This is a genomic window from Streptomyces sp. NPDC001056 (assembly GCF_053598955.1).
In genome coordinates, this window is sequence record NZ_JBSFLI010000009.1 from 33,996 (window position 1) to 57,488 (window position 23,493).

General features: G+C 75.2%; 20 protein-coding genes. 2 read left to right on the forward strand and 18 right to left on the reverse strand.

From position 1 onward, the window contains the following. Window positions 1-55: 55 nt before the first annotated feature. Together ACWDD7_RS13400 and ACWDD7_RS13405 are read right to left on the reverse strand one after the other, a co-directional pair. On the reverse strand, window positions 56-415 hold the full coding sequence (locus ACWDD7_RS13400) for a DUF779 domain-containing protein (protein ID WP_351867435.1): 360 nt from the start codon (window positions 413-415) through the stop codon (window positions 56-58). Window positions 416-1,071: 656 nt separating this feature from the next. After that, window positions 1,072-1,704, reverse strand: a complete 633-nt coding sequence (locus ACWDD7_RS13405; RefSeq protein ID WP_450457415.1) for a DedA family protein — start codon at window positions 1,702-1,704, stop codon at window positions 1,072-1,074. A 234-nt stretch (window positions 1,705-1,938) separates the two neighbouring features. On the opposite strand from ACWDD7_RS13405, the gene ACWDD7_RS13410 reads away from it, so the two are divergent. Beyond that, on the forward strand, window positions 1,939-2,511 hold the full coding sequence (locus ACWDD7_RS13410; RefSeq protein WP_450457416.1) for an HD domain-containing protein: 573 nt from the start codon (window positions 1,939-1,941) through the stop codon (window positions 2,509-2,511). A 141-nt stretch (window positions 2,512-2,652) separates the two neighbouring features. Beyond that, window positions 2,653-3,816, forward strand: a complete 1,164-nt coding sequence (locus ACWDD7_RS13415; protein ID WP_450457417.1) for a SpoIIE family protein phosphatase — start codon at window positions 2,653-2,655, stop codon at window positions 3,814-3,816. A 31-nt stretch (window positions 3,817-3,847) separates the two neighbouring features. On the opposite strand, the gene ACWDD7_RS13420 is transcribed toward ACWDD7_RS13415, so the two are convergent. The 16 genes from ACWDD7_RS13420 to ACWDD7_RS13495 all read right to left on the reverse strand — a co-directional run bounded on the left by ACWDD7_RS13420 (window position 3,848) and on the right by ACWDD7_RS13495 (window position 23,460). Beyond that, window positions 3,848-5,212 carry an NADase-type glycan-binding domain-containing protein gene (locus tag ACWDD7_RS13420; RefSeq protein WP_450457418.1) on the reverse strand — a complete coding sequence of 455 codons (1,365 nt, stop codon included), beginning with the start codon at window positions 5,210-5,212 and terminating at the stop codon, window positions 3,848-3,850. A gap of 4 nt (window positions 5,213-5,216) precedes the next feature. Beyond that, on the reverse strand, window positions 5,217-5,780 hold the full coding sequence (locus tag ACWDD7_RS13425) for a phage tail protein (RefSeq protein WP_450457419.1): 564 nt from the start codon (window positions 5,778-5,780) through the stop codon (window positions 5,217-5,219). Further along, the gene (locus ACWDD7_RS13430; RefSeq protein ID WP_392214269.1) at window positions 5,777-7,735 is read right to left on the reverse strand and encodes a putative baseplate assembly protein; all 1,959 of its coding nucleotides are present in this window, start codon (window positions 7,733-7,735) and stop codon (window positions 5,777-5,779) included. Before ACWDD7_RS13430 ends, ACWDD7_RS13425 begins: the two co-directional genes overlap by 4 nt. Next, window positions 7,735-8,157, reverse strand: a complete 423-nt coding sequence (locus ACWDD7_RS13435; protein WP_285558531.1) for a GPW/gp25 family protein — start codon at window positions 8,155-8,157, stop codon at window positions 7,735-7,737. The genes ACWDD7_RS13430 and ACWDD7_RS13435 overlap by 1 nt, the downstream gene beginning before the upstream one ends. Continuing rightward, window positions 8,157-8,474, reverse strand: coding sequence for a PAAR domain-containing protein (locus ACWDD7_RS13440; RefSeq protein ID WP_351867413.1), 318 nt, complete (start codon window positions 8,472-8,474; stop codon window positions 8,157-8,159). Before ACWDD7_RS13440 ends, ACWDD7_RS13435 begins: the two co-directional genes overlap by 1 nt. A gap of 37 nt (window positions 8,475-8,511) precedes the next feature. Further along, entirely contained in the window at window positions 8,512-10,338 is a 1,827-nt protein-coding gene (locus tag ACWDD7_RS13445; RefSeq protein ID WP_450457420.1) for a VgrG-related protein, read from the reverse strand. Then, window positions 10,335-11,057, reverse strand: a complete 723-nt coding sequence (locus ACWDD7_RS13450; RefSeq protein WP_351867407.1) for a CIS tube protein — start codon at window positions 11,055-11,057, stop codon at window positions 10,335-10,337. Before ACWDD7_RS13450 ends, ACWDD7_RS13445 begins: the two co-directional genes overlap by 4 nt. A gap of 51 nt (window positions 11,058-11,108) precedes the next feature. Further along, window positions 11,109-11,534, reverse strand: a complete 426-nt coding sequence (locus ACWDD7_RS13455) for a phage tail protein (RefSeq protein ID WP_285558522.1) — start codon at window positions 11,532-11,534, stop codon at window positions 11,109-11,111. Window positions 11,535-11,559: 25 nt separating this feature from the next. Then, window positions 11,560-14,631, reverse strand: a complete 3,072-nt coding sequence (locus ACWDD7_RS13460) for a hypothetical protein (RefSeq protein ID WP_450457421.1) — start codon at window positions 14,629-14,631, stop codon at window positions 11,560-11,562. A 4-nt stretch (window positions 14,632-14,635) separates the two neighbouring features. After that, entirely contained in the window at window positions 14,636-14,794 is a 159-nt protein-coding gene (locus ACWDD7_RS13465; RefSeq protein ID WP_164932503.1) for a DUF6760 family protein, read from the reverse strand. Then, the gene (locus ACWDD7_RS13470; RefSeq protein ID WP_351881276.1) at window positions 14,791-15,288 is read right to left on the reverse strand and encodes a hypothetical protein; all 498 of its coding nucleotides are present in this window, start codon (window positions 15,286-15,288) and stop codon (window positions 14,791-14,793) included. The genes ACWDD7_RS13465 and ACWDD7_RS13470 overlap by 4 nt, the downstream gene beginning before the upstream one ends. Next, complete coding sequence (locus tag ACWDD7_RS13475) at window positions 15,285-15,725, reverse strand: phage tail protein (protein WP_351881279.1); 441 nt, start codon at window positions 15,723-15,725, stop codon at window positions 15,285-15,287. The genes ACWDD7_RS13470 and ACWDD7_RS13475 overlap by 4 nt, the downstream gene beginning before the upstream one ends. 44 nt (window positions 15,726-15,769) lie before the next feature. Beyond that, window positions 15,770-17,326 (reverse strand): phage tail sheath family protein, encoded by a 1,557-nt coding sequence (locus tag ACWDD7_RS13480; protein ID WP_450457422.1) that lies wholly within the window; start codon window positions 17,324-17,326, stop codon window positions 15,770-15,772. A gap of 208 nt (window positions 17,327-17,534) precedes the next feature. Then, entirely contained in the window at window positions 17,535-19,601 is a 2,067-nt protein-coding gene (locus tag ACWDD7_RS13485; RefSeq protein WP_450457423.1) for an ATP-binding protein, read from the reverse strand. Then, the gene (locus ACWDD7_RS13490) at window positions 19,601-20,305 is read right to left on the reverse strand and encodes a DUF4255 domain-containing protein (RefSeq protein WP_351865133.1); all 705 of its coding nucleotides are present in this window, start codon (window positions 20,303-20,305) and stop codon (window positions 19,601-19,603) included. Before ACWDD7_RS13490 ends, ACWDD7_RS13485 begins: the two co-directional genes overlap by 1 nt. Continuing rightward, window positions 20,302-23,460 (reverse strand): hypothetical protein, encoded by a 3,159-nt coding sequence (locus tag ACWDD7_RS13495; RefSeq protein ID WP_450457424.1) that lies wholly within the window; start codon window positions 23,458-23,460, stop codon window positions 20,302-20,304. Before ACWDD7_RS13495 ends, ACWDD7_RS13490 begins: the two co-directional genes overlap by 4 nt. Window positions 23,461-23,493: the final 33 nt, after the last annotated feature.

Below are 23,493 nucleotides of genomic sequence, written 5' to 3' on the forward strand. Positions count from 1 at the left end.
CAACTGTCCCTGTGTCAGGGGGCAGTGCACCAGACGGCGGCGGACGGCGGGCGGACTAGGCGCCGACTACGCGAGAACGGGTGAGAAAACGCACCCCCTCGGGTGCCTCCAGGGAGAAACCGCTGCCGCGTCCCGGGACGACGTCCACGACGAGCCGGGTGTGGCTCCAGGCCTCGTACTGGGCGCGCGACATCCAGAAGGTGACCGGCTCGGCCACCCCCGAGACGTCCAGCTCCGCGAGCAGCACGTCCGAGCCGCCGGTGCGGAACTCGCCGTCCGGGTAGCACATCGGCGCGCTGCCGTCGCAGCAGCCGCCCGACTGGTGGAACATCAGCGGCCCGTGCGCGGCGCGCAGCCGGCGCACCAGTTCTTCGGCGCGCGGGGTGAGTTGCACGCGCGGGACTTCCTCTTCCATGGCACCGTCCTGGGAGCCGGGGCGTCCGTCCCGGACAGTCTCACGGATGCTCAGGAGCCCGTCCAGAGCGCGGTACCACTCCGGCGGGGCGCGTCAGCGGCGCGCAGGCGACGGCGGAGACACGAGGTCCGCGGGGCGGCGGGGCCCGCCCCGCCGAGGGCAACGGCCGGCGGGGCCGGCGCAGACCGTGCCGACGCACGGCGCGGAGGTCGCGCCGCCCGGTGTCACCACGCCCACGCGGCCCACGTACCGCCGCGAGTTCGCTCGGCTCCGACCGGCCCCTCGCCCCGTGTCCGCCGCTCCGGGGCCGGTCGGCGTCCGGCACCGCCGCCCCACCGGCCTCTCGGTGTCGTCGCGCGGCCCCGAGCGGGCCCTCACCGCGGTGCAGACGCTGCGGGCGGTGACCGTGAACGCCGCCCGGGTCGCGGGGGAGGAGGAGTACGCGGGGCGGCTCCCCGCAGGGCGGCGCCGCCGGTGGTGCTCACGCTGGCGGGGCGTTGGTGACGGGGCGGGTCGGTCGGGCCGGTCGGGTGCTGGGCGGCGGAGGTGCGGGCCGTGCGGGTCGGTCGGGCACTGGGCGGCGGAGGTGCGGGCCGTGCGGTTCGAGGAGGCGGTGGGGTGCGTGCTTCGAGGCGGCCGAGACGGGGCCCGCGCCCTCAGGAGTCCCGCCGGTCGCGACGCGTCCGGTGCGCCTCCAGCAGCAGCGGCAGCATGGACAGGACGACGGCCACCGCGACCAGCAGCAGCAGGTAGTCGTCGATCCGGGGAACCGCCGCGCCGAGGGTGAAGCCCGCCAGGACCAGGGCCTGCGACCAGAGCACCCCGCCCACCGTCTGCCACACGGTGAACGGCCGGGCGGGCACCCCGAGCGCCCCCGCCACCGGATGCAGCACCGTGCGCAGCAGCGGCACGAACCGGCCGATCACCAGCGCCTTGCCGTAGCCGTACCGGGCCAGCAGCTCCTCGGCGCGGACGGTCGCGTCTTTCACCCGCCGGCTGGAGGTGCGGGCGAGCAGCGCCCGGCCGCCGTGCCGCCCGATCAGATAGCCGACCTGGCCCCCGGCCACCGCGCCGACCGCCGCGCACAGCAGCACCTGCCACAGCGCGAGCCGCGGCGGCTGCCCGGCGCTGCCCGCGCACAGCACACCGGCGGGGAGCAGCAGCGTGTCCCCCGGCAGGAAGAAGCCGAAGACCAGCAGACCCGACTCCGCGAAGATCACCGCCAGGACCCCGAGCGCGCCGAAGGCGGCCAGCACCGAGGCGCTGTCCAACGGGTTGACGGCGATCACCGGCCGCGCCTCCTGGCGTCCTCGCAGGGCTCTACGCTCACCAGCATCGCGTGCCCGCCGAGGTACCGCCCACCTCCCCGTACGGGACATGTCGTACGAAAAGACAAGTCACGCTCCCGTGGGACGAGCCCTGGGTGAAGCCATTCGTGCGAAACCACAGGCCGCCGCCGACCGACATCCCCCGGTCACCCTTCGTATACCCCGCCGTACACCCCACCGAGGCAGCGTGGCCCCATGACGCACCGCCCGATCTCCTCCGTCGACGCGCTCATGGGCCTGCTCGCCCGCTGCGCCGGCGTCTGGGACACCCCGGACCGCTCCGGCGACCCGGTGGACATCCTCGACCACGGTCTCCAGGTCGCCGCCCTGCTCGCCGTGAGCCACCCCGGCGACGAGGAGGTGCAGGCGGCCGGGCTCGTCCACGACATCGGCCATCACCTCGTGCCCGGCGACGAGGCCGGACACGGCACGCACGCGGCGACCGCGGTCGAGGGGCTGCTCGGGCCCCGGGTCGCCCGGCTGGTCGCCCTGCACGTTCCGGCCAAGCGCTACCTCGCCGCCACCGACCCGGACCTCGTGCTGTCCCCGGAGAGCGCCCGCACTCTCGGCTGTCAGGGCGGCCCCATGACCCCCGCCGAGGCCGCCGCCTTCGAGGCCGGTCCCGACGCCGCGGCGGCCGTCGCGCTGCGCCGCGCCGACGACGCCGGAAAGGTCGTCGGCCTGCGGGTTCCCGCTCTGGAGACCTGGCGGCCGGTCCTGGCACGCGTCGCCGCGGGCCATGCGGGGGCAGGGCCCCGCGGATGCTGATGTGCTCATGGCGGGACTGGGGCGACGTCCCCCTTTAAGGTGAAAGCTGTGGTGGATTGGTTTCAGCCGTTTCGTCCCTTGACGGTCGATGCCGTCAAGCGCGGCCACGGCCACGGCACACCTGCCCGGGAGGATTCCCCCGTGCCCGTGGGTCCGGCCGGGCTGCGCGCGGTGGCGGCCGGGATCGGTACGACCCTCGACGAGGACACGACCTGCGCGGAACTGACCCGTGCCGCCGCCGCCCAGACGGGCGGCGCCGCGGCCGTGCTGCGCTGGGGCAGCGAGGCGGGCGTCGGCTACGAGGCCGTCGGCGGTAGCCAGGTCCTGCTGCCCGAGGCCCGGCGGGTCGCCGCGGCCGCCCGGGTCGCCGCCGACCCGGACGAGGCCCTGACCGTCGGGGCGGAGCCCGGCGACGAGCGGTCCGCGCTCTGCGTGCCGCTGGCCACCGGCGGCCGCCACTACGGCGTGCTGGTCTGCGCCCGGGAGAACACGCCGTACACACCGCCGGAAGCGGAGTTCCTGCGGTTCCTCACCGAGCGCGCCGCCTCCCACATCCGGCAAGCCCGCGAACACCACGCCGTCAGCAGCATCATCGGCAAGCTCCAGCGGGCCCTGCTGGCCGAACCGGGCCGCCCGCACCCGAACCTGGACGTCGCCATCCGCTATCTCCCGGTCGGGCACAGCGCGTTGGTCGGCGGCGACTGGTGCGAGACCGTACGACTGCACTTCGGCCGCACCCTGCTGGTCGTCGGCGACGTCATGGGCCACGGACTGGAGGCGGCCGTCGACATGACCGCCTACCGCTCCTCCCTGCGCTACATCGCCTCCGCCGACCTGCCCCCGCACCGGGTGCTGCGCCAGCTGGACGACATGGCCTCCGACGAGTCCGAACGAAGGCCCGCCACCTGTCTGCTCGCGCAGGTCGACCCGAACCGGGGCCTGGTGACGCTGGCCAGCGCCGGGCATCTGCCGCCGTTCGTGATCGGCACGGACGGCCGGGCCACCCCGCTGCCGGTGCCGGTCGGACCGCCGCTCGGCACCGGGCTCGGCGGCTATGAACCGGCCACCTTCCGCCTGGCGCCGGGCCAGACCCTGATCCTGTTCACCGACGGGCTGGTCGAGCGGCGCGGCGAGGACATCGACCGCTCCCTGGACCGGCTCGCCGCCATCGACTTCGGGACCGCGCCGGGCCTGGAGGACGTCCTCGACACCGTGATCACCCGCCTCGGCGCCCGCCACACCGAGGACGACGTCGCCGCCCTGGCCGCCCGGCTGCGGCCGCGTCCGAAACCGCAACCGGGCTGAGAACCCCGACTCCGCCGCTTCCGGGAGGGGTTCAGCTCCGCTGGTAGAACTCCACCTCCGCGAGCGCGACATGGCGGCCAGCCCTCAGCCCCGTGACCGAGTGCAGCACCAGCCGCACGCGCACCACGTCGCTGATCCCCGTGGTCACCGTCTGCGGACCCGCCTTGTCACTGAGGGAGACGGACCTGCGGTGCACCGTGCCGTCCGAGGACGTGACCTCCATGTCCATCCGGAGCGCGCGGGCCTCGGCCGCGTACTGCTCGGGCGAGTCCGACGCGCCGTTGGTGATGATGAGGTCCACCAGCCGGAACGGCTTGCCGAAGGTGTACGTCACCGAGGCCCCCGGTCCCGGCGCGCCCCAATAGCGGTTGCTCAGGCCGTCCTCGGTGTTCGACGCCGGATGCCCGGGTACGGCGGCGCTCGCCGTCACCCGGGTCGCGGTGACGGCCTTGGTGCCGCCGAGCTTGTCCCGGGTGTCCTCGAACAGGGCGCGCCCGGCGGGCAGCAGCAGGAAGCCGCCCACGCACAGCGCGAGCACCACCAGCAGGATCACCAGCAGCCGCACCCACCGACCGGACCCCGCCCGCACCCGGCGCCGGAACGGCCACACCGTCCGCCACCACGGCAGCGGCGCGGGGGCCGCCTGCGGGTTCAGCGGGGTGGCACAGCGCCGGCAGAACTTGCGCCCGGGCGGATTCGGCGTCCCGCACGCGGGGCAGGGCGGCCCGACCACCTCCTCGCGCGCCGCCACCGGGCGCACGACGGGCCGCGGCGCGACCGGCTTCCCGGGCAGCACGGGAGCGGGCTGCCGGGCCTCCGGCTCGGCCGGCTCGGGCGCACGGGGCGCGCGAGGGGCCGGGGCCGCGGGTCGCGCGGGGGAGATCCGGGACGGCGGGGACGCCGGTGGTGCGGGGGAAACCGGTGGTGCGGGAGACGCCGCGGGCGCCGTACGGGGTGCCGGAGGCGCCGCCGGTGCGCTGGGCGTGTCGGACGCGCTGGGCGTACCGGGCGTGCCGGGCGTGCCGGACGCGGTGGGCGCCGTACGAGGGACCGGCGGGGCCGGGGCGTCCCCGGCGTCGCCGTCGGCGTCGTCCCCGGTACGCGTCGTGCGGCCTTCCTCCGCGCGGCGGGCCGTACCCGGCTCCTCCGCACGGGACGGGGCGTCGGCCGCGGTACCCGAACTCCGCGCGCTCGTACGGTCGTCGGCGTGCGAGTCGGCGTCCGTGGCCGGGGGGCTCGACGCAGGGCTCGAACTCCCCCCGTCCGCGGCGGAGCCGTCGTCCGCCGTCGGCGTCCGTGCGGCCCCTTCCGAGGACCACCCCAGGTACGCCCCGCAGTTGCCGCAGAAGTCGTCGTCGGGGCCGTTGGACGCCCCGCACGCGGGACATGCGCGCATGGCGTCACCTCCCTTCGTCGGCGGGCGGGCCGGACAGGATCTCGACCCGGCAGGGGACATGGACGGGACAATGGGCGCGGACGATCTCGCGGACGCGGTCCGCGTCCACCACCGGCTCCCGGCCCGGCCACACCCGGACCAGCGCCTCGCCCGGCGGCGCCGGCGGCAGCGGGGTGCCCGGAGCGCGGGACCACACCGCGCCGCCGTCGCCGCTGACATCGGCGTCCACCCCGAGCGTGAGCCGCAGCCGCTCCACCAGGCCGCGCCGGGTGCCGCGCCAGCGGTGCAGCTCGACCGCCCGTACCACCGCCTCGCGGCGCAGCTCGGCCGGCCACTCGGGGTCGTCGGCGGCGCCCACCCACGACGCCAGCCAGGCCACGAAGTCCGCCGGGGCGACCCGGGGGTCGAGATAGGCGGCCAGGTTGTCGAGGGTGGAGAACACGGGCGCGAGGACGGTGTCCAGGCCCGCGGTGAACCGCTGGGCGAAGTCGTCCTCGGCGTACAGCGCGGGCAGCAGCCCGCCGATCGGATGCCGGCTCGGCAGACCGGGTACGGCGGCGCGGCTCATGGGCGCTCCTCCGGCTCGATGGGCTGGACGACGACCTGGTGCTGGTAGGAGAAGACCAGGGCGCCCGGACCGACGTCGATGCGGTCCACCGGCGCACCGCGCCGCCCGGTGATCGGGTCGGCGGCGAACAGCCGGATCTCCTCCACCAGCGCGTTGCCGGTGGCCTGTTGGAGCACGCCGAACACCTCGCCGTACTGCACCGCACGCCCGAACGGCCACCCGGTGCCGTCCGGCCCGCCGCGCAGCGGGTTGAGGTAGCGGAACAGGGCGGCGAGCGCCGCGTCCCGCACCCGGTCGGTGTCGGCGGGCGCGGTCGCGAGCCGGGCGACCACGGTGACGCCCTGGTAGACCGGCGGCTCCACCACCAACCGGGTTCCGATCAGGCGCCGTTCGTCCAGACTCTCGGTGATCGCGGTCAGCACCTGGTCCGAGGGGATGAGCTGCTCGAAGCGGAGCCGGTCGCCGTCGTCGGCGACCGCGTCCGGCACCACCAGCACCCGCACCGCGCCCGCCCCGTCACCGGCGGGCAGACAGCGTACCCGGCGCACCGAGGGGGCCGCCTGCCGGGCGATGATCTCGTGGTCCTCCGCGGTGACCGCCCGCTCCTGCATGCGCAGCGCGTCCGGGGCACGCAGCTTGGCGTTCGCGATGCTCTCGCCGTCCACACCGCCGCGCGCCGCCTCCCGGTTGACGACCCGCGCGATGTACGGCACCGAGCTGCGCAGCACCGAGATCGCGCCGCGGGCCACGTTGCCGGCCGGGCCGCCGCCGGTGCGGTAGCGGGCCACCCGGATGTGGGCGCCCTTCTCCGGCACCGCGCCGCACAGCCGCAGCGTGCCGTCCGGTTCGCGCAGCGCCGGCGGGAAGCTGAACTCGCCGGTGGTGGCGTCCACCCGGACGTGCCGGTCGCCGGGGCCCGAGCGGCCGAAGTGCTCGACCACCTCCCAGCGCTGCCAGCCGTCGGCCGAGGAGACCTCCACCAGCGGCGGCCCGCCGTCCAGCAGCACGGGCGGGCGGCCGAGCCGGAACGTCTGGCCCGCGACCCCCTCCGAGGTGCCGAGCGGCACATCGGTGACGGTCTCGGCGTGCTCCACCGGGGTGGTGCCGCCGACCGTGAACACCGTCGCCTCGCGCACCGTCGGGGACTCCGAGTAGAACGGCTGGCCCGGCTCCGCCTCGGTGACCCGGCAGCGCAGCCAGCCCGCCCGGGCGCCGCCGATCACCGACGCCGTGTGGCCGCCCGGCACGTACACGATCACCTCGCCGGGCCGGTTGAGGCCGCCCGTGCTGTCCGAGCCGGTCTCGCACGGCTGCCAGCGGCCGCCGTCCCACGCCTCCCACACCAGCGGCGGCTGGCGCGGGTCCACGCCGACGCCCTCCACCCGGCTGTCCAGACGCACCGCCACGATGCACCGCGGCACCGCCGTGGGCAGCCCGAACAGCAGCGCGTCACCCGGCTGCGGGGCGGTCTGGAAGCACCGCACGTCGCGGCCCTCGGCGAGCTCCCGGGTCCGATCGGTCTGCTCACCGGTGCGCGGCGCGGTCACCAGCCGGGTCAACTCGCTGGGCACGATGCGCAGTTCGTCCTTGGTGGCGAACACGACCGGCTCCTCGGCCTCGCCGTCCGCGGTGGTCACCTCGGTGCCCGCGGGCAGCGTCACCGCGTCCTGCTGCGGCGCCGACAGCCAGAAGTCGACCTCGGCCCCGGCCGCCGCCGGCGGGAAGAGCCGGATGCCCAACAGGTCCAGGAACGCGGTGTAGTTCTTGTCCGGCACCCGGTTCAGCCGGTACAGCAGCTGGTCCACGATGTAGGCGAACGTCTCGATCAGGGTGACGCCCGGGTCGGAGACGTTGTGGTCGGTCCACTCCGGGGCGCGCTGCTGCACATAGCGCTTCGCCTCGTCGACGAGCTGCTGGAAGCGCCGGTCGTCCAGATTGGGGGAGGGCAGGGCCATCAGTCCGCGACCGCTTCCTCGGCCCCCTCCTCGGAGGGGATCGTGTAGAAGGGAAACACCAGGTTGCGCCGGTCGTTGGTGGAACGGATCGTGTAGCGCACATCGATGTAGAGGGTGCCGGCGTCGACCTCGTCGAAGGCGACGACGACCTCGTCCACGCCGATCCGCGGCTCCCAGCGCTCCAGCGCCTCGCGCACCTGCTGGGCGATCCGGCCCGCGGTGGCGCCGTCGCCGGGCGCGAAGACGTAGTCGTGGATGCCGCAGCCGAACTCGGGGCGCATCGGCCGCTCGCCCGGCGCGGTGCCGAGCACCAGCCGGATGGCCTCCTCGATCTCCCGCTCCCGCTCCACCAGCGCGATCCCGCCGGTCGGGCCGACCCGCAGCGGGAACGCCCAGCCCCGCCCGATGAACCGCTCGCTCATCACAGCCCTCCGATCTGCACGTTCAGGGCGCCGAGCAGGACGTTCGCGCCGCACGCGGTCCTGTCGCCCGCCCGCGCCGCCGGCAGGCCGCCGATCAGCACCTGTCCGGTCAGCAGCGAGGCCGGGCCGGGCAGGATCACATTGGCCGGGCCCAGGGCCGCGTGCGGGGGTATCGGGCAGGTGTGCAGGCTGCCCACGACGGCGGCGGGACGGCCGCCGATCAGCACCCGCGCCACCGTCGCGGCGGCGCCGGGCGGCGGGGTGGCGACCACCCCGCCGTGACTGGTGGGGTCGCCGGAACGGGCTGCGCCGGGCATGTGGGGCTCCTCCTGGGAAACGTCTGGGTCTGGCAGGTCAGTTGATGCGTACGAGGTCCGCCTTCAGCACCCCCAGCAGACCGCCGTCGAGCGTCAGGTCGGTCTGCCCGGAGACCGTCGCCGAACGGCCGTGCATCCGCACCGAGTTGGTGCCGTCGATATCCACGGAGGCGCCCTTCACACTGACCTTCCCGGTGCCCGCGTCGAGGGTGATGCCGCTCTCGTCCAGGCGCACCGAGGACAGCGCGCGCCGCCCGCCGGCCGCGTACACGGTCAGCTCGATGCGGTCGTTGCGGTCGTCGAGCAGCACCTCCATGCGCTCGTCCGCGGTACGCAGCCGCACTCCGGAGGGGCCCGGCGCCCGCGCGTCGAGCAGCTCCACCCGGTGCCCCGAACGGGACACGAGGGAACGGCGGTTGACCTTGCCGCTGGTCCCGTCGATCAGCGGCACGTCGTGCTTGGACGGGGTGTCCACGCCGTTGTACAGACCGCCGATGACGTACGGGCTGTCCAGCAGGCCCTGTTCGAAGCCGACCAGCACCTCGTCGTTGACCTCGGGACTGACCACGCCCCCGCCGCCCTTGCCGCCCCACTGCACGGTCCGCACCCAGTCGGACACGTACGTGTCGTCCAGCCAGGGGAACTTGAGCCGCACCGCGCCGCTCTGCGCGCCGCCCGGCTCCCGCACATCCGTCACCACACCGATCGCGAGGCCCGGGATGCGCGGCCCGCGGCCGGGCGCGTTGGCGCCGGTCGCCAGGCCCGCGAGGGACCGGTCCGGGCTGGCGCTGACCCACACCGTGGTCCGGTAGCCGGCGCCCGGGTCCAGGCTGTGGTGCACGGCCGTCGTCGTGTAGCGGCCAGAGAACGCGGGCCCCACGTTGCCGAGCGCCACCGGCACCCCCGCCCGTAGCCGCGGACTGCCCTCCACCACCACTTCCAACTCGCCGAAACCGGAAGCCACGTGCGCGGAGATCGCGGCCGCTGCGGCCGTCGTCTCGGCCTGCGTGCGGTACGGGGTGTCGGTCACCGTCAGCTTGGCGCTCGCCCCGAACGTGGACGCCAGCGAAGGGGAGAGTCCGGGCTGCACCGTCGTGCTGGTCACCGACGGCTGCCGGGCCACCAGCGGCGTCTTGGTGGTGACGTCCCAGCCGCGCACCTCCACCTGGGCCGCGCCGTCCGCGCCCGACAGCGCGGCCCGCAGCGCCAGCAGATTGCGCCCGTACTCCAGCACCATCGGGTTCTGCGTGGCCGGGGTCGACGGCGCGGGCGCCCCCGACGCCGGCTCGGGCCGGGTGAACTGGAGCACCCCCTTGTCGTCGACCCGTACCTGGGCGCCGCTCTCGCCCGCCAGGTACTGGAGGAAGTCCCAGTCGGAGACGTTGGCCTGCGACAGCTGCTTGTACGTGACCGGCGCGGCCTCCACCTTCCCGCAGGGCAGCCCCGCGCCCGCGGCCACCTTGCGCACGATGGCGGCGGCCGTCATGTTCCGGTACGCCACGACCTTCCGGCCCCGCTGGAGCCGGTGCGCCTTGGAGTAGGCGCGCACCACCGTGAACGACCCGGTGCCGTCCCGGTCGATCTCCACCGCCGTGACCTCGCCGTTGAACAACTGCTCGCGCGCCTGCCCGGCGACCGTCACCACCGACACCCGCAGCGGCGTGCCGAGCGTGATGCCGGTCGACTTCAGGAACTCGTTGTCCGGATCGCGATAGGTGAGCACCGCCGTGTCCGGCAGCCCCACGTTCTCGTCCACCACACAACTCACCAGCTGCGCCGCCCAGATCTGCGGCAGCTCACCGGGCGCCTCCACCACGGGGTCCGCCGCGAACGACCGGCCTCCCCGCGCCTCGGGTGTCGTCACCGCTCCTCCTCACCACCCGCGTCCCCGAGCGCCGGCACCACCAGTTCGGTGCCCGGCGGCAGGTCCATCGGGTCGTCGATCCCGTTCGCCTCCGCGATCACCCGCCAGGCCGTCGCGTCGCCGTACTCCCGCCAGGCCAGCAGTGCGAGGCTGTCCCCGGCCACCATGGTGTGCGTGCTGCGGGCCGTGCGCGCGCCCGAGGTGGGGTTCTGCCCCGCCGGGTCGACGCTCGCCTCCTCCACCGACAGCGAGCAGGTCGCCCGCAGCGGCTTGCCGTCCACGTCGAACAGCGTGTACGTCACCGAGAGCCCCGACATCACCCCGTCGAACGACGTGGTGCGGGCCGTGCCCCACTCGAACCGCACCCACGGGCTCGCCGGTTTCTTGCGGGCGAGGCTCGCCGGGGTCGGCACACAGGCCTTCATCAGCTTCTCCACCGCCTGCTCGACCGAGTCGTCGTGCGTCGACGTCGCGTCGAGGAAGACCTCCAGGCTCAGTTCCCGGGGCCCGCTGCCCACGAACTCCGGCAGCGCCGACTGCCCGGCCATCCGCGAGGGGGTGCGCCGCCAGGTGGTGCTCTTGCGCAGCTGGAGCGTGGACGGGTTGAACTGGAGATTGAGCTGCGCGATGGTCCCGCCGGGCTTCGCGCCGACCGCCGACGGGGGTTCCTTCAGGGTCAGTTGGGCCCGGGCACGGCTGGTGCGGAGGGCGGCGGACATACCGGGAACTCCTTTCGGACGGATCGAGGTCGACGGGGCGGGCGGGGCGGGTCAGGAGGGCCGCAGCCCCTCGTGGGCGATCTCCAGCGTCTCCACCGCGGCCTGAGAGTTGGCCGGGTCGAACGACGGCCCCTCCCAGCGCACCGGCACGATGCCGAGCACCTGCCAGCTGATGATCCGCGAGAGATCCGGTTTCAGCGCCACGATCTCCCCGTCCTTGGGCTCCACGCGGCGCAGGGTCTGGTCCAGCCAGCGGCTGATCTTCATCGTGTCGGCGGTGACCGGCCGGGTCAGCGTGATGTTCGACCAGGTCACCCGGCCCGGCAGCTGCCAGGTGAAGCCGTTGTTGCCGCCCTCCGCGTAACTCTCCAGCTCCACCTGCGCGCCCATGCCGGAGCACGTGTGGAAGGCGCCCAGATCGTTGCCGCCGATCTGGAGCCGGAAGAACACGCTCGTCGCGAAGATGTTGTCCGTCATCCGTGGGCCATCCGTTCCATGTCCGCTAGCGCCGTCCGTCGTAGGGGCGGCCGGCGCGTTCCCGTCCCCGCCGCATGTCGGCCCGGAGCAACCGGGCCAGCGGGTCCAACAGCCGCCGCGCCAGGTCCTCCAGGTCGACCCCGGGGTCCTGCGGCGCGGCTTGCCTCTTGTCGGCCGTCGTGGCCGGCGCCGGGAAGGAGAGCGGGGCGGAGGCCGACCGGGGCCGACCGCCCGCGGGTGCCTTGGCGTTCTTGGCGTCGCGCTGGACGACCTCGACGGGAACGGCCCCCGAGAGTACGGGACCTGGCTCGGCCGGCCGGGTCGCGCGGACCACGGGCACGGGGAGCCCGGCGGGCGCGCCCGGCGGGGCCGGGGACGCCTGGAGCGGGGGAGCCTGCGCCTCGGTCAGGGGCAGGGCGGCACCGGTCGCCGCCCGCTGGACGGGGGCGTCCGGTCGTACGACGGGAAGCCCGGGGCGTGCCGCGGGGTCCTGCCGCACCCGGGGCGGCCGGGGGGTGACCGGCTGCGCCTCCGGCGCCGGGTCCCGACGCCAGGAGGCGGCCACGACGGGGGGTCCGGCGGGGGCGGCGGGGGCGCCGGCACGCGGGATGTCCTCCGGGACACGGGTGCGGGGGGCGAGCGGGCGGGCGGACAGCAGGGACAGGGCCGCGGTGGGCGTGGGCCGCCGGGGCGTGGCGACCGCACGGGCCAGGACGACCGGGCTCGCGCTGTTCCCGCCCCGCGGGGCCGTCCGTCCGGGCGCCGCCGTGGCGCGCTGTACGACGCCGGGCGCATCCGTCGCCGGGGTGTCCGGCCGTGCGCCGGGCCGGGGCACCAGGGGGGTGGCCAGAGCGGGACCCCCGGCGGGCGGCGAAACGGGCGTCGGGCCGGGGGAGCCGGCCGTACCCGCCGCCCCCAGGAGGGGAGCCGTGGACGCTGGTACCGGACCGGCGTCCGTGCCCTGCCTCGCCACCCCGCGCTGGACGTGGGGCCGGGCGGGGCGACCACCGGTTTCCACCGGACCGCGCGGGGTGGCGGTCGGCGGCAGCGAGGTGAGGGGCGCGCCCAGACCGCCACGGGCACGGGCTCCGGACGAACCGGTCCGCTCGGTACGGCGGGACGGCGCGGGTCCTTCCGCGGCGGCCGGCCCCGTTGCGGGCCGCGCCGTCGGGACGATCATGGAGCCGGGCTGACCGGAAGCGTCCGCCTGGCGCTGTACGACCGGCAGCACCGGCCCGGTCGTCGGCGCGGCGGCGGCCGACCGGGGGGCCGTGGCGGGGAACTCCCCGCCGGCGGAACCGGGCGCGTCCACGGGGCGCCGCGCCCGCGACAGCAGTGGGGCCTCGGTACCGGGCGCCGCTGCCTGCCGCCGCTCGACCGGCACCACCGCTCCGGGCGTCGGCCGTACGCCGCCCGGGGTGGAGCCGGAGGTGTCCGCCTGGCGTTGCAGGACGGGGAGTGCCGGTCCGGTCGTGGGCGGGGTGCCGGGTGCGGGGGATGCCTCGGGCGCGTCGGTGGCGGGTCGGGCGGGGGTGTCGTGTCCGGTGGTGCCGGAGGCGTCCGCCGGGCGCCGGCCCCCGGGAAGCAGCGGCCCGGTCGGCGCCTGGACGCCGGGTGGGGTGGAGCCGGAGGTGTCCGCCTGGCGTTGCAGGACGGGGAGTGCCGGTCCGGTGGTGGGCGGGGTGCCGGGTGCGGGGGATGCCTCGGGCGCGTCGGTGGCGGGTCGGGCGGGGGTGTCGTGTCCGGTGGTGCCGGAGGCGTCCGCCGGGCGCCGGCCCCCGGGAAGCAGCGGCCTGGCTGTCGCCGGGGCGTCGGCCGCGGCGGCGCGAGAGGTCTCGGGGCCGCCGGCGGCCGGGAGTTCGTTGCCGGTGGAGTCGGGAGCGCGCTGTACGACCGGCAGCACCGGATCGGCGGTCGTCCGGGGCTCGGCCGCGGCGGCGCGGGCGGCCTCGGGTCCGTCGGCGCCGACGGAGGCGGGGGCGTCCGCCTGGCGCCGCACGTCGGGCAGCAGCGGCCCGGTCGTCGCCCGAGCGTCGGACGGGTCCGCCCCGGCCTTGACGACCGGAGGCAGTGGGCGGGTCGGCTGGACGGCGGACGTGCCCGCCGCGCGCTGGACGACGGGCGGCAGCGGGCCGGTGGCCGTATCGGCCACCCCGGTGGGGGAGTCCGGAGCAACCGCCTCGCGCCGCACGACCGGCAGCGCGGGACCGCTCGGCGGCTGGACCTCGGCCGTGACGGAAGGGGTCGGCCCGTCGGTCGCCGACGGAGAGGCCGTGGGCGGGAGTTCGCTCAACGGCGCGCCCAGCGGGGCCCGCCCGGTCGGCCGGGCGGGAGCGGAGGCGCGCTGGACGGCACCGGCACCGGCACCGGGCTCCGGTCGCAGCGCCGCGACGCGGCGCACCGGCCCGGTCGCCACCCGGCGGGCGACGGTCAGCGGGGTGCCCAGCGGCCGGGGTCGTACAACCCCCGCCCCGGCCTGCTCGACACCCGTGGTCCGAGGCGTGGTTCCGGCGGCCGGAGTACGCGGCACCACGGCGACACGCCGTACCACCGGAAGCTCCGGTCCGGTCACCTGCCCAGCGGGCTCGGCACGTTCCGAAGCGGCCCGAGAACGCGGCGCCTCCCCGGCGCCCTGTCCTCCGGCCCGTACCACCCGTTGGACCTGGGCCGGGCCGGAACCGGACGCGGGAGCGGCACCCCCGCCGTCCCCCGCCTCCTCGGCCCCGTGCGCCGGCAGCGACCGCAGCAGCAGCGGCCCGCCGCCCTCGTACCCCGCCCTCTGTACGGCGGGACGCGTGACGCCATGCACCAGGCCCGCCGGTGCCGAGGGCAGCAGTCCGTGGCCGAGGCCCGTGTCGAAGGCGGGGTTCTGCCAGGAGGCGAGACCGGAGCGGAAGGCGATGCCGTCGCTGACACCGAGCGGCGCGCGGGCCACGGTGAGCGCCGCGGGCGGCACCTGGCGCCAGCCGCCGTCCCAGTCCCCGGGCACGGACGACGACGCGCCCGCCGGCGCGGGGCCGGACGGAGCCGACGGCGCCGCCGAAGGCGTGTCCGCGGGCCCGGCCAGTCGGCGGCGTACCCCCTCCCACCACCCCATGACCTCAACCACCCTCGTTCATACGGGCGTTGATGCGAGCGATCTCGCCCACCCACTGCCGGCGCTCCGCATGGGTGAGGTCGAGGATCTCCTCGCGCTGCCAGTGGAAGTGATAGGCGATGTACGCGACTTCCTCCCGGAGCCGGGGAAGCGCGTACGTCACGATTCCCCCAGGCGCCCACCCGAGAGGTCGACCTCGAAGGCGCCCTCGCAGTGCGGGCAGGTCACCGCCGCGCGGGTGTGGCCCTCGCTGTTGACCCGGCGGTAGAAGTCCTGGAGGAAGGCGACGTCGGTGGCGTACATCCGCTCCACGATCCCGGCGTGCACGTCGGTGATGGTGCCGAGCCGGGTGATCACCTGGCTGAGCAGCACCACACTGAGGTACGCGGGGTTCTCCTTGACCCGCAGATCGATCTGCGGCCGCAGCTCGTCGCGGGCCGTGGCGAGCCGCATCGAACCGCTGCGGTGCAGCGTGCCCGACTCGTCCACGTACCCGCGCGGCAGCTCGAACTCGAACTCGGTGCGCAGCCCGTGGTGGTGCGCGGCCGCGGGACCGGACGGTGGCGCCGGGGCCGGCGGCTGCTCGGGGGCCTGGGCGGGCGCCGTCGCGTCGAGGATCTCCTCCAGGCTGCCCGCCGTCACCGTACGGCGCCTCATTCGACGACGATCTCCTCGAACACGATGGTGACGGTCTCGGTCGCCGCCGCGGACTCACCCGCCTTGAGCGAGGGACCCTCCCAGCGGGAGGCCCAGCCCTGCATCAGCTGGATCCGGCGCACCGTGTCGCCCTTGGAGTCCTTGATCTCGATGGTCAGGTTCTGCCGGGCGGTGTCGACGGCACCGTTGTTCAGGGTCTCCTTGATCCACTTGGTGAACTCGCTGGACTTGTCGAGTCCCCGGGTGATCGTGATCTCACCCGCCTGCCGGGCGCCCGGCTGCTTGCGGATGATCTGCTTGCCCTCCGAGGTGACCTGTCGTACCTCGACCACCTCCTCCTCGACGGTCAGCCCGCTGATCTCCTGGATCGACTCCACGAGATAGCCGCCGAGCTGCACGCCGAAGACATGGGTGGAAAGAGCATCGCCCTCTGCCATGACTGTTCGTCACCTTTCCTTGACCGACCCGCGGGTCACTGGTCTCACTCGTCGATGAGGCTGGTGCTGTCGGAGAACTGGGCCAGCCGGAAGACCACGAACTCGGCGGGCTTGACCGGCGCGACGCCGATCTCACACACGACCCGGCCCTGGTCGATGGACTCCTGCGGGTTGTTGTCCCGGTCGCACTTGACGTAGAACGCCTCCTCGGCGGTACGCCCGAACAGCGCGCCCCGCCGCCATTCCTCGGTGAGGAACGCGGTCACATTGCGCCGGATGCTCGACCACAGCCGGTCGTCGTTCGGCTCGAAGACCACCCACTGGGTGCCCAACAGGATCGACTCTTCGAGGTAGTTGAACAGCCGGCGCACGTTCAGGTAGCGCCAGGCCGGGTCGGAGGACAGGGTGCGGGCACCCCAGATCCGGATGCCCCGGCCGGGGAAGGCCCGTACGCAGTTCACGCCGATCGGGTTCAGCAGGTCCTGCTCGCCCTTGCTCAGTCGCAGTTCCAGGTCGACCGCGCCGCGGATCACCTCGTTGGCGGGCGCCTTGTGCACACCGCGCTCGGCGTCGCTGCGCGCCCACACGCCCGCGACGTGACCGCTCGGCGGGACCGTGGTGTTGCGGCCGGCCGCCGGGTCGAAGACCCGCACCCAGGGGTAGTAGACGGTGGCGTACCGGGAGTCGTAACCGGCCTCGTCGTTGCGCCAGGTGCGCACCTGCTGGGCGGTGAGGCCCGGCGGGGTGTCCAGGACGGCCACCCGGTCGCCCATCTGCTCGCAGTGCGAGATCACCGCGAGCTGGACCGTGCGCACGCCCTCGGCGTCGATGTCACCGCGCTGGTAGGCGCCCATCAGGTCCGGGACCGCCACCATGGTGATCTCGTCGATGGCCTCCAGGCCGCCGAAGCCGGTGCGGGCGGCGGAGTCGCCGACGTACTCGGCCGGATCGAGGCGGGACACCTCGCCGGACGCGGGGACCGCGGGGGCGCCCGGGGCGTCGGGCAGGGCCACCGTCTGGGCGGCGGGCCGGGCCTGGGCGGCGTCGCGCTGCTCGGTGACCTCGATCAGCTTGGAGGCGCGGACCTGGTTGACCACATAGCCCTTGACGTTCTTGCGGGTGGAGACGTCGTAGTTCTCCACCACCTGCTCGCCGCGCCGGACCAGCAGCCTGAAGCGGTCCTCCGGGCTGTTGTCGCCCTCCGGCTCGGCGATCTCCACCGACACCCCGGACACGCCGGGCTTGGCCGCGACCAGGAACCCGCCGAGCGCCACCGGCTCGGGTGCCTGCGCCTGCCGGGGCACCGACCCGGCCGCGGGCGCGGCGGAGTCCCGGCCCGACCCGCCGATGCGGACCACATAGGCCGCGCCGCCGCCGTTGGCGAAGTAGCCGTAGACGGCGTGCGCGAGATAGGTGCCCTCGGTGAAGCCGCCGAACAGCTGGGTGTACTGGTCCCAGTTGGTCACGAGGGTGGGTTCGTGGAAGGGTCCGGTCTGGGCGAAGCCGACGAACGCGGCGACGGCGGTGCCGACCCCTTCGATCGGTCGCGCACCGGACTGCACCTCCTCCACGTACACGCCCGGGGTGAGGTACGTCGGCATGCTCGCTCCTTCATGTGCCATCGGTGTCACCTGCGTCGACGTCGAGTCTCCGAGGCGGGTGCGGCATGGCGACAGGGGCGCACGGACCTGGGCGAGGGCAACCCCGCTGCCTTTCCGGGCGCCCGCATCCGGCACCGCCTTCCCTTTCGGGCAACGCGGGCCGCCGACAAGCCCCCGGGCGGGTAAGAGCCGCTGGACTGCGCGCTGTTCAGGAGTCCGCCAGCACGTCCCGCGTCCACGGCCCGAACTCGCTCTCCAGCACGAGCCGGCCGAGCTTGCGGTACTCCTGTGCGACGGCCGCCATCAACTGACGCATGGTGAGCGGCAGTCCGGACTCGGCCGCCAGATACGCGGCGGTCACCGCGCACGCCCGGATGGAACCGCCGGCCAGTTCGAAGCGGTCCGCGCAGAAGCCGAGGTCGAGGTCGGCGCCGCGCGGCAGCTGCCCGCCCAGACACCGCTCCCACAACGCGAGCCGCCTGTCGGCGTCCGGTACCGGGAAGTCCGCGATCACATCGATCCGCCGGGTGAACGCCTCGTCCAGGTTGGCCCGCAGATTGGTGGTCAGCACGGCGATGCCGTCGAAGGACTCCATGCGCTGGAGCAGGTACGCCGACTCGATGTTGGCGTGCCGGTCGTGCGCGTCCTTGACCTGCGAGCGCTTCCCGAAGATCGCGTCGGCCTCGTCGAACAGCAGCACCGCGTTGACCGCGGACGCCTCGGTGAAGATCCGCTCCAGGTTCTTCTCGGTCTCGCCGACGTATTTGTCGACCACCGTGGACAGGTCGACCACGTACAGGTCCATGCCCAGGTCGGCCGCGACCACCTCGGCGGACATGGTCTTGCCGGTGCCCGACTCCCCGGCGAACAGCGCGATCACGCCCCGCCCGCGGCCGCCGCCGGGCCGCATCCGCCACTGCCCGAGCACCTGCTCGCGGTGCCGGGCGCGCACCGCCAGCTCCCGCAGCCGGCGGTGGGTCGGCGCGGGCAGCACCAGGTCGTCCCAGCCGACGGCCGGCTCCACCCGGCGGGCCAGCCGCGCGAGCCCCGCCCCGTTCTGCGCCCGTACGGCGGCCCGCAGATCGTCGGGCCGCACCGCGCGGTCGGCCAGCGCGGCCGTGCGCACCGCGGCGCCCGCGGCCCGGCGCAGCTGTCCGCCGTCCAGCCGGTGCGCGGCGACCGCCGAGGCGAGCGCCTGCGCGTCGGCCGGGGCGATGCCGTCGGAGCCGGCCCGTTCGAGCGCGTGCCGCCAGCGCGCGGCCTGGCGCGCGGGGGAGGGTGGGGCCACCGGGAGGACCACCGGGGTGTCGGCGGCCCAGCCCGGGTCCCAGCCGTCCGTGCCGTACGTGAACAGCGGGATGCCGCGCAGCGCGGCGCACAGGTCACGGGTGACGCGGTCGCGTTGGGCGGGTTCCGGGGGCAGCGCCTCCAGCGGGCCGAGGACGACGCCCGCGCCGGACAGCCGGGCCTCCAGCGCCGCCACCCGGGCGAGCGCGGGCGCCTCGGCGGGGCGCCGGGCGAGCGCGGCCGTGTCGAGGACCAGGGGGCGGAGCCCGGCCGCGTGCAGGGCCGCCACCGCGAGGCCGGGCGCGTCGCCGCCTCGGTCCAGCAGATGCACCAGGCCGGGGCCGGAACGGGCCGCGGCCGCCGCCCGGTCGACGTCCGCAGTCCCGGCCGTGGGGTCCGCCCCGGCCTCGCCGAGCACCCCGGCGAGCCGCGCGTCCGGCTCCGTGCCGCCCAGCAGGTGCGCGCTCACCCGGTCCGGAACCGCCAGCACCCGTGACAGCGGCGGCCGCTCCGGCTCGGTGACCTCCAGCAGGCCGCCCGCGATCAGCGGCGCCCCGGGGGAGAGCCGGAAGCGGGCCGCCGACGCGGCGGGCAGGCCGCACAGCTCAAGGGCGAGGGCGACCGTCGGACGGCGGCGCGTCAGATCGTCGTTGAGATAGCCGTACAGCCGCTCGAACCGGGGGTCGAGATCCGGCGCGAGGGCGACCAGGAGCAGGTCCAGGTCCAGCGGCGGGAGTCCGAACCGCCCGGCCAGCAGGCCCAGTCCGGACGTCGGCGGCACCGGCGGCGGCTCGTGGTCGGGCAGCCCGAGGCCGCCCCGCTCGTCCAGGATCCGCTCGACCGCCTGAGGGGTGAGGTACTGGCCCCGGTAGGGGTCGTCGGGATCCGGATCGACGGCGCGCCGCGCGGCCACCGCGTGCCGCACTCGCTCCTCGACCAGCCGCAGCCGCGCCCACAGGACGTCCACCTCGGCCTCGGTGGCATACATCAGGGCTGTCGCCTCCCCCTGCGCCGCCGGGCCGGGACCGGGGGCCGCTCACGCAGGCCGGCGAAGCCCTCCGCGCCGGGGTCGCCCACCTCCTCGTACCGCAGCCGCCGTCCCGGCGCGGGCTCCTCCTCGGGCCGGAGCCCACCGGTCCGCACCACGAGCCCCTCGGTCACCGGCGGCGCGGCCGGCCGCGCCGCGGCGGCGAGCGGTGCGCGCACCAGGACCCCGAGCGACGGCTTCAGCTCCCCGTCCAGCGCGGACCACACGTCGGACGCGGACGGCGCGTCGGCACCGGCCGCGGCGGTCTCCAGCGAGACGGTCAGCCCGAGGTCGGCGAGCGAGCCGCTGAGCAGGTGCTCCGGCAGCGCGTCCGTGCTCACCAGCGTGCCCAACACCTGGGACAGCAGCCGGTGTTCGTCCTGTGGACGGCTCGCCCACGCCGTGACGAGATACGTCAGCTCGAACCAGCGGGGCGGGGTGCGCCGCGCCACCACATACCCCTCGGCGTCGTGCACCTCCCCGGCGCCGCTGCCGCGCCGGGTGGCGTCCTCCTGGATGTGGCACAGGAACACGCACACCGTGGGCGCGTTGCGGCGGGCCGCCCACTCGCGGGTCGGCGCGTCGAAGACCACCTCGACCCCGGACGCCTCCAGCCCGGACCCGGCGAGCAGCGCGCGCAGCGCCTCGTCGACCTCGTGGATCACCGGCGGGTCACCTCGTCGGGCGGCTGCACACTGCCCGTCACGACCAGGAAGTCCGTCTTCACCGGGGAGAAGCCGGGCCCCCGCGCGGTGATGGTGCGCGGTCCCGTCTGGTCCTTGGTGAGGATGAGCAGCTGGCCGATGAAGGTGCCGTCCGGCCCCGGCACGGTCGGCGCGGCGGCGGCGGTGATGCCCGGCTTCCAGGTGAAGCGCACCGGCACGCCGGGCGGGAAGTCCTTGCCGCGCACCGAGGTGACGAAGCCGGGCTTGCCGATCGGCGGCACCGCGATGATCTTCGGCTGGAGGATGCGCAGGTTCGTGGCGGCCTTGTTGTCCCGCGGGTCGGCGTCCGTGCCGGTGGTGGTCAGCACGCCGGTGGCCCGTCCGGTCAGCGCGTGGTCGGGGGCGAGCACGACCCGGACGACGGTGCTGTCACCCGGCGACAGGTCCGGCAGCGCGCACACCCAGGAGCTGTCGCAGCCCGGCGGCGGACCGCCGTTCGGGATCCCGGCGGGCAGCGAGACGCGCAGCCGCAGCCCGGTCGCCAGCGCGTTGCGGCCGTTGCGCACGGTGTACGTCACCACGACCCGGCCGCCGACATAGCCCGGTTCGGGCTGGGCGGTCACCTGGACCCCGGGACCGGCCTTGGGCGCGGGCGGCGGAGGCGGCGGGGTGGGCGTGGGCGTGGGCGTGGGCGCGGGGGTCGGGGGCGGCGTCGGCGGGGCGGGCGGGCGCACCGGCACCACGGTCCGCGCGGAGTTGTCCCCGGGCAGCGGGTCGATCACGCTGCCGGTGACCGACCAGTCGATCGGCTGGTCACCGGTCACGGTGCCGGTGACCCGCACGGTGACCGGCACCGTCGTACCGGGCGGCACCACCCCGAGGTCGCACTGGAGCGTGGCCGCGTCACAGGTGCCGCCCGGATAGGTGACCCGGGTGACGGTCACCCCGGCCGGCGGCGCCACGGTCAGGCGGGTGCCGGGCGAGGCGGCCGGGCCGTTGTTGACGACGTCCACCCGCAGGTCCGTGGAGCTGCCGACCGTCACCGGGGGAGCCGTACCCGGTGCGTGCACCGCCAGGTCCACCGACTGCTCCACGCCGGGCTCCTTCTGCCGCCCCGGCAGTTGGGCCGTGAGCGGGGAGACATGACCGGTCGCCAGGGTCAGCACGTAGAGGTGCTCGGGGCAGTTGACCGGGGCGTCGTCGCGCGCGCTGAACACGATCCGGGAGCCGTCCGCCGTCCAGGCCGCGTCGCGCGGCTGGTGCGGTCCGGTGACGGTGGTGTCGGGCAGCTGCCGGTGGCAGGCGTCCGCGGTGTTCCGCGCCGCCTCGGGCAGCAGCACCTGGCAGTCGCCGCCGGAGACGGAGGTGAGCACCAGGCCGTTGCGCTCGTCGACGAGGCCGCCGCCGTTCTTGCGGTTGAAGGCGATGGAGCGGCCGTCGGGGGAGAACGCGGGGCTGTCGTCGATGACCGAGCAGTTGCCGGGGCAGTTCGCCGCGCTGATGTCCTTCTGCTGGTTCAGGTCGTCGATCGGGACGGTCCAGATGTGCTTGTTGCCGCCGTTCCCGTCGATCACCTCGTTGCGGGTGAAGGCGAGCAGGGTGCCGTCCGGGGACCAGGTGGGCTGGGCGTCGCTGCCGTTCTGCTGCCCGGCCGGCGGGACCACCTCGTGCACGATCGCGCCCGTGCCGGCGTCGGCGATCAGGATGCGTCCGGGACCGGACGCGGAGCCGACCCCGCCGGGCGAAGTCCGGGTGAAAGCCAGGTACTTGCCGTCGGGGGAGAACGTCGGATCGGTGTCCCAGTCCCGCGGCCCCCGCCCCGCCAGCGGCATGGCCGCCTTGTTCATGCCGTCGGCGTCCGTCGTCCAGATGCGCTCGATCCGCTCCTGGCCGCCGCCCTCGAACCGGGTCACCACGATCCTGCGCCCGTCCGGCGTGTAGTTCTGCCGCTCGGTCCACGGGTCGTACCCGGCCGCCGGGTTGAACAGCGGGTCCTTGGCCGGATCGGTGTTGGTGTCGGCCGCCGGGTCCTCCTTCAGCACGTCCACCCCGAGATCGCGCGGATCCGAGCCGTCCAACCGCACGTCCTGGAGCGTGGCCACATGCGCCTCGGGCTCGCTGAGCCGGTCCACGACCGTGTAGCCGCCGTCCGCCGGACCGACCCAGGTCGCCGACGTGACCTCGCGGTTCTCGCTGAGGATCAGCTGCGGGGTCTCGTCCGTGCGCGCGTGGATCTGGAACACGTGGTCCCAGTCGCCCTCGCAGTTGCACGTACGGTCGGTGCTCAGGAACAGCACCCGGTCCCCGTCGGGCAGCCACGCTGCCCCATGCGTCCGCCAGTCCGCCCACGAACCGGCGAGCAGCGGCTGGTCACCGTCAGGACCGCCGGTCTCCCGCAGCCGGGGCCCGGTCTTCGAGTCCGCGGTGTACGTGTACGCCAGGAGGTCCCGGTGCGCCGCGTCGTTCACCGGGTTGAACACCGGCTCGGTCGCCTTGCCGCCGAGTGCTCCGGTGAGCGCGGTCGGGTAGCCGCCGGCCAGCGGGCGCACGTAGATCTGCGCCCCGGCCCCCGCGACCGGGTTCGCGCTGTAGGCCAGCCGCTGCCCGTCCGCCGACACGGTCGGGCTCTGCTCGTCGTACGGCGTGTCGGTCAGCCGGGTCAGGCCGGTGCCGTCGGTGCGCACCAGCCACAGGTCGCGCTGCTTCTTGCCGTTCGGACCGCCCGGCTCCGCCGAGTCGAACACCACCGAGCCGCCGTCCGGGGTCAGCCGCGGATGTGCCGCGTCCCGCCCGCTGGTCAGCTTGCGCACCGAGCCGTCCGGGGCCCGCAGGTAGATCTGCGGACGCTTTTCGTCGCGGCGGCTCGCGAACACCATCGTGTCCCCGAGCGCCGTCGCCTGGACGTCGTAGTGGGCGGGGCCCGTGCCGAACAGCGGATCGCTGGACTCGGTGGAGGCGACCCGGCCCAGGCTGCGGTGCCCGGTGCCCGCGTACGTCACCCGCGCGGGCGCGGTCGAGGCGGCCGTCGGCCGGACGGGGTCGGCCCCGCTCGGTCCCGAGGCCGCGGTCACCGCGAGCAACGGGACCAGCAGCAGCAACGAGCCGCCGAATCTCCCCAGCCGGCGCTGCCCGCCGGGGCCAGCGGTGCCGTTCACGGTCCACCTCGCAGTCTCGGTACACATGGGTGC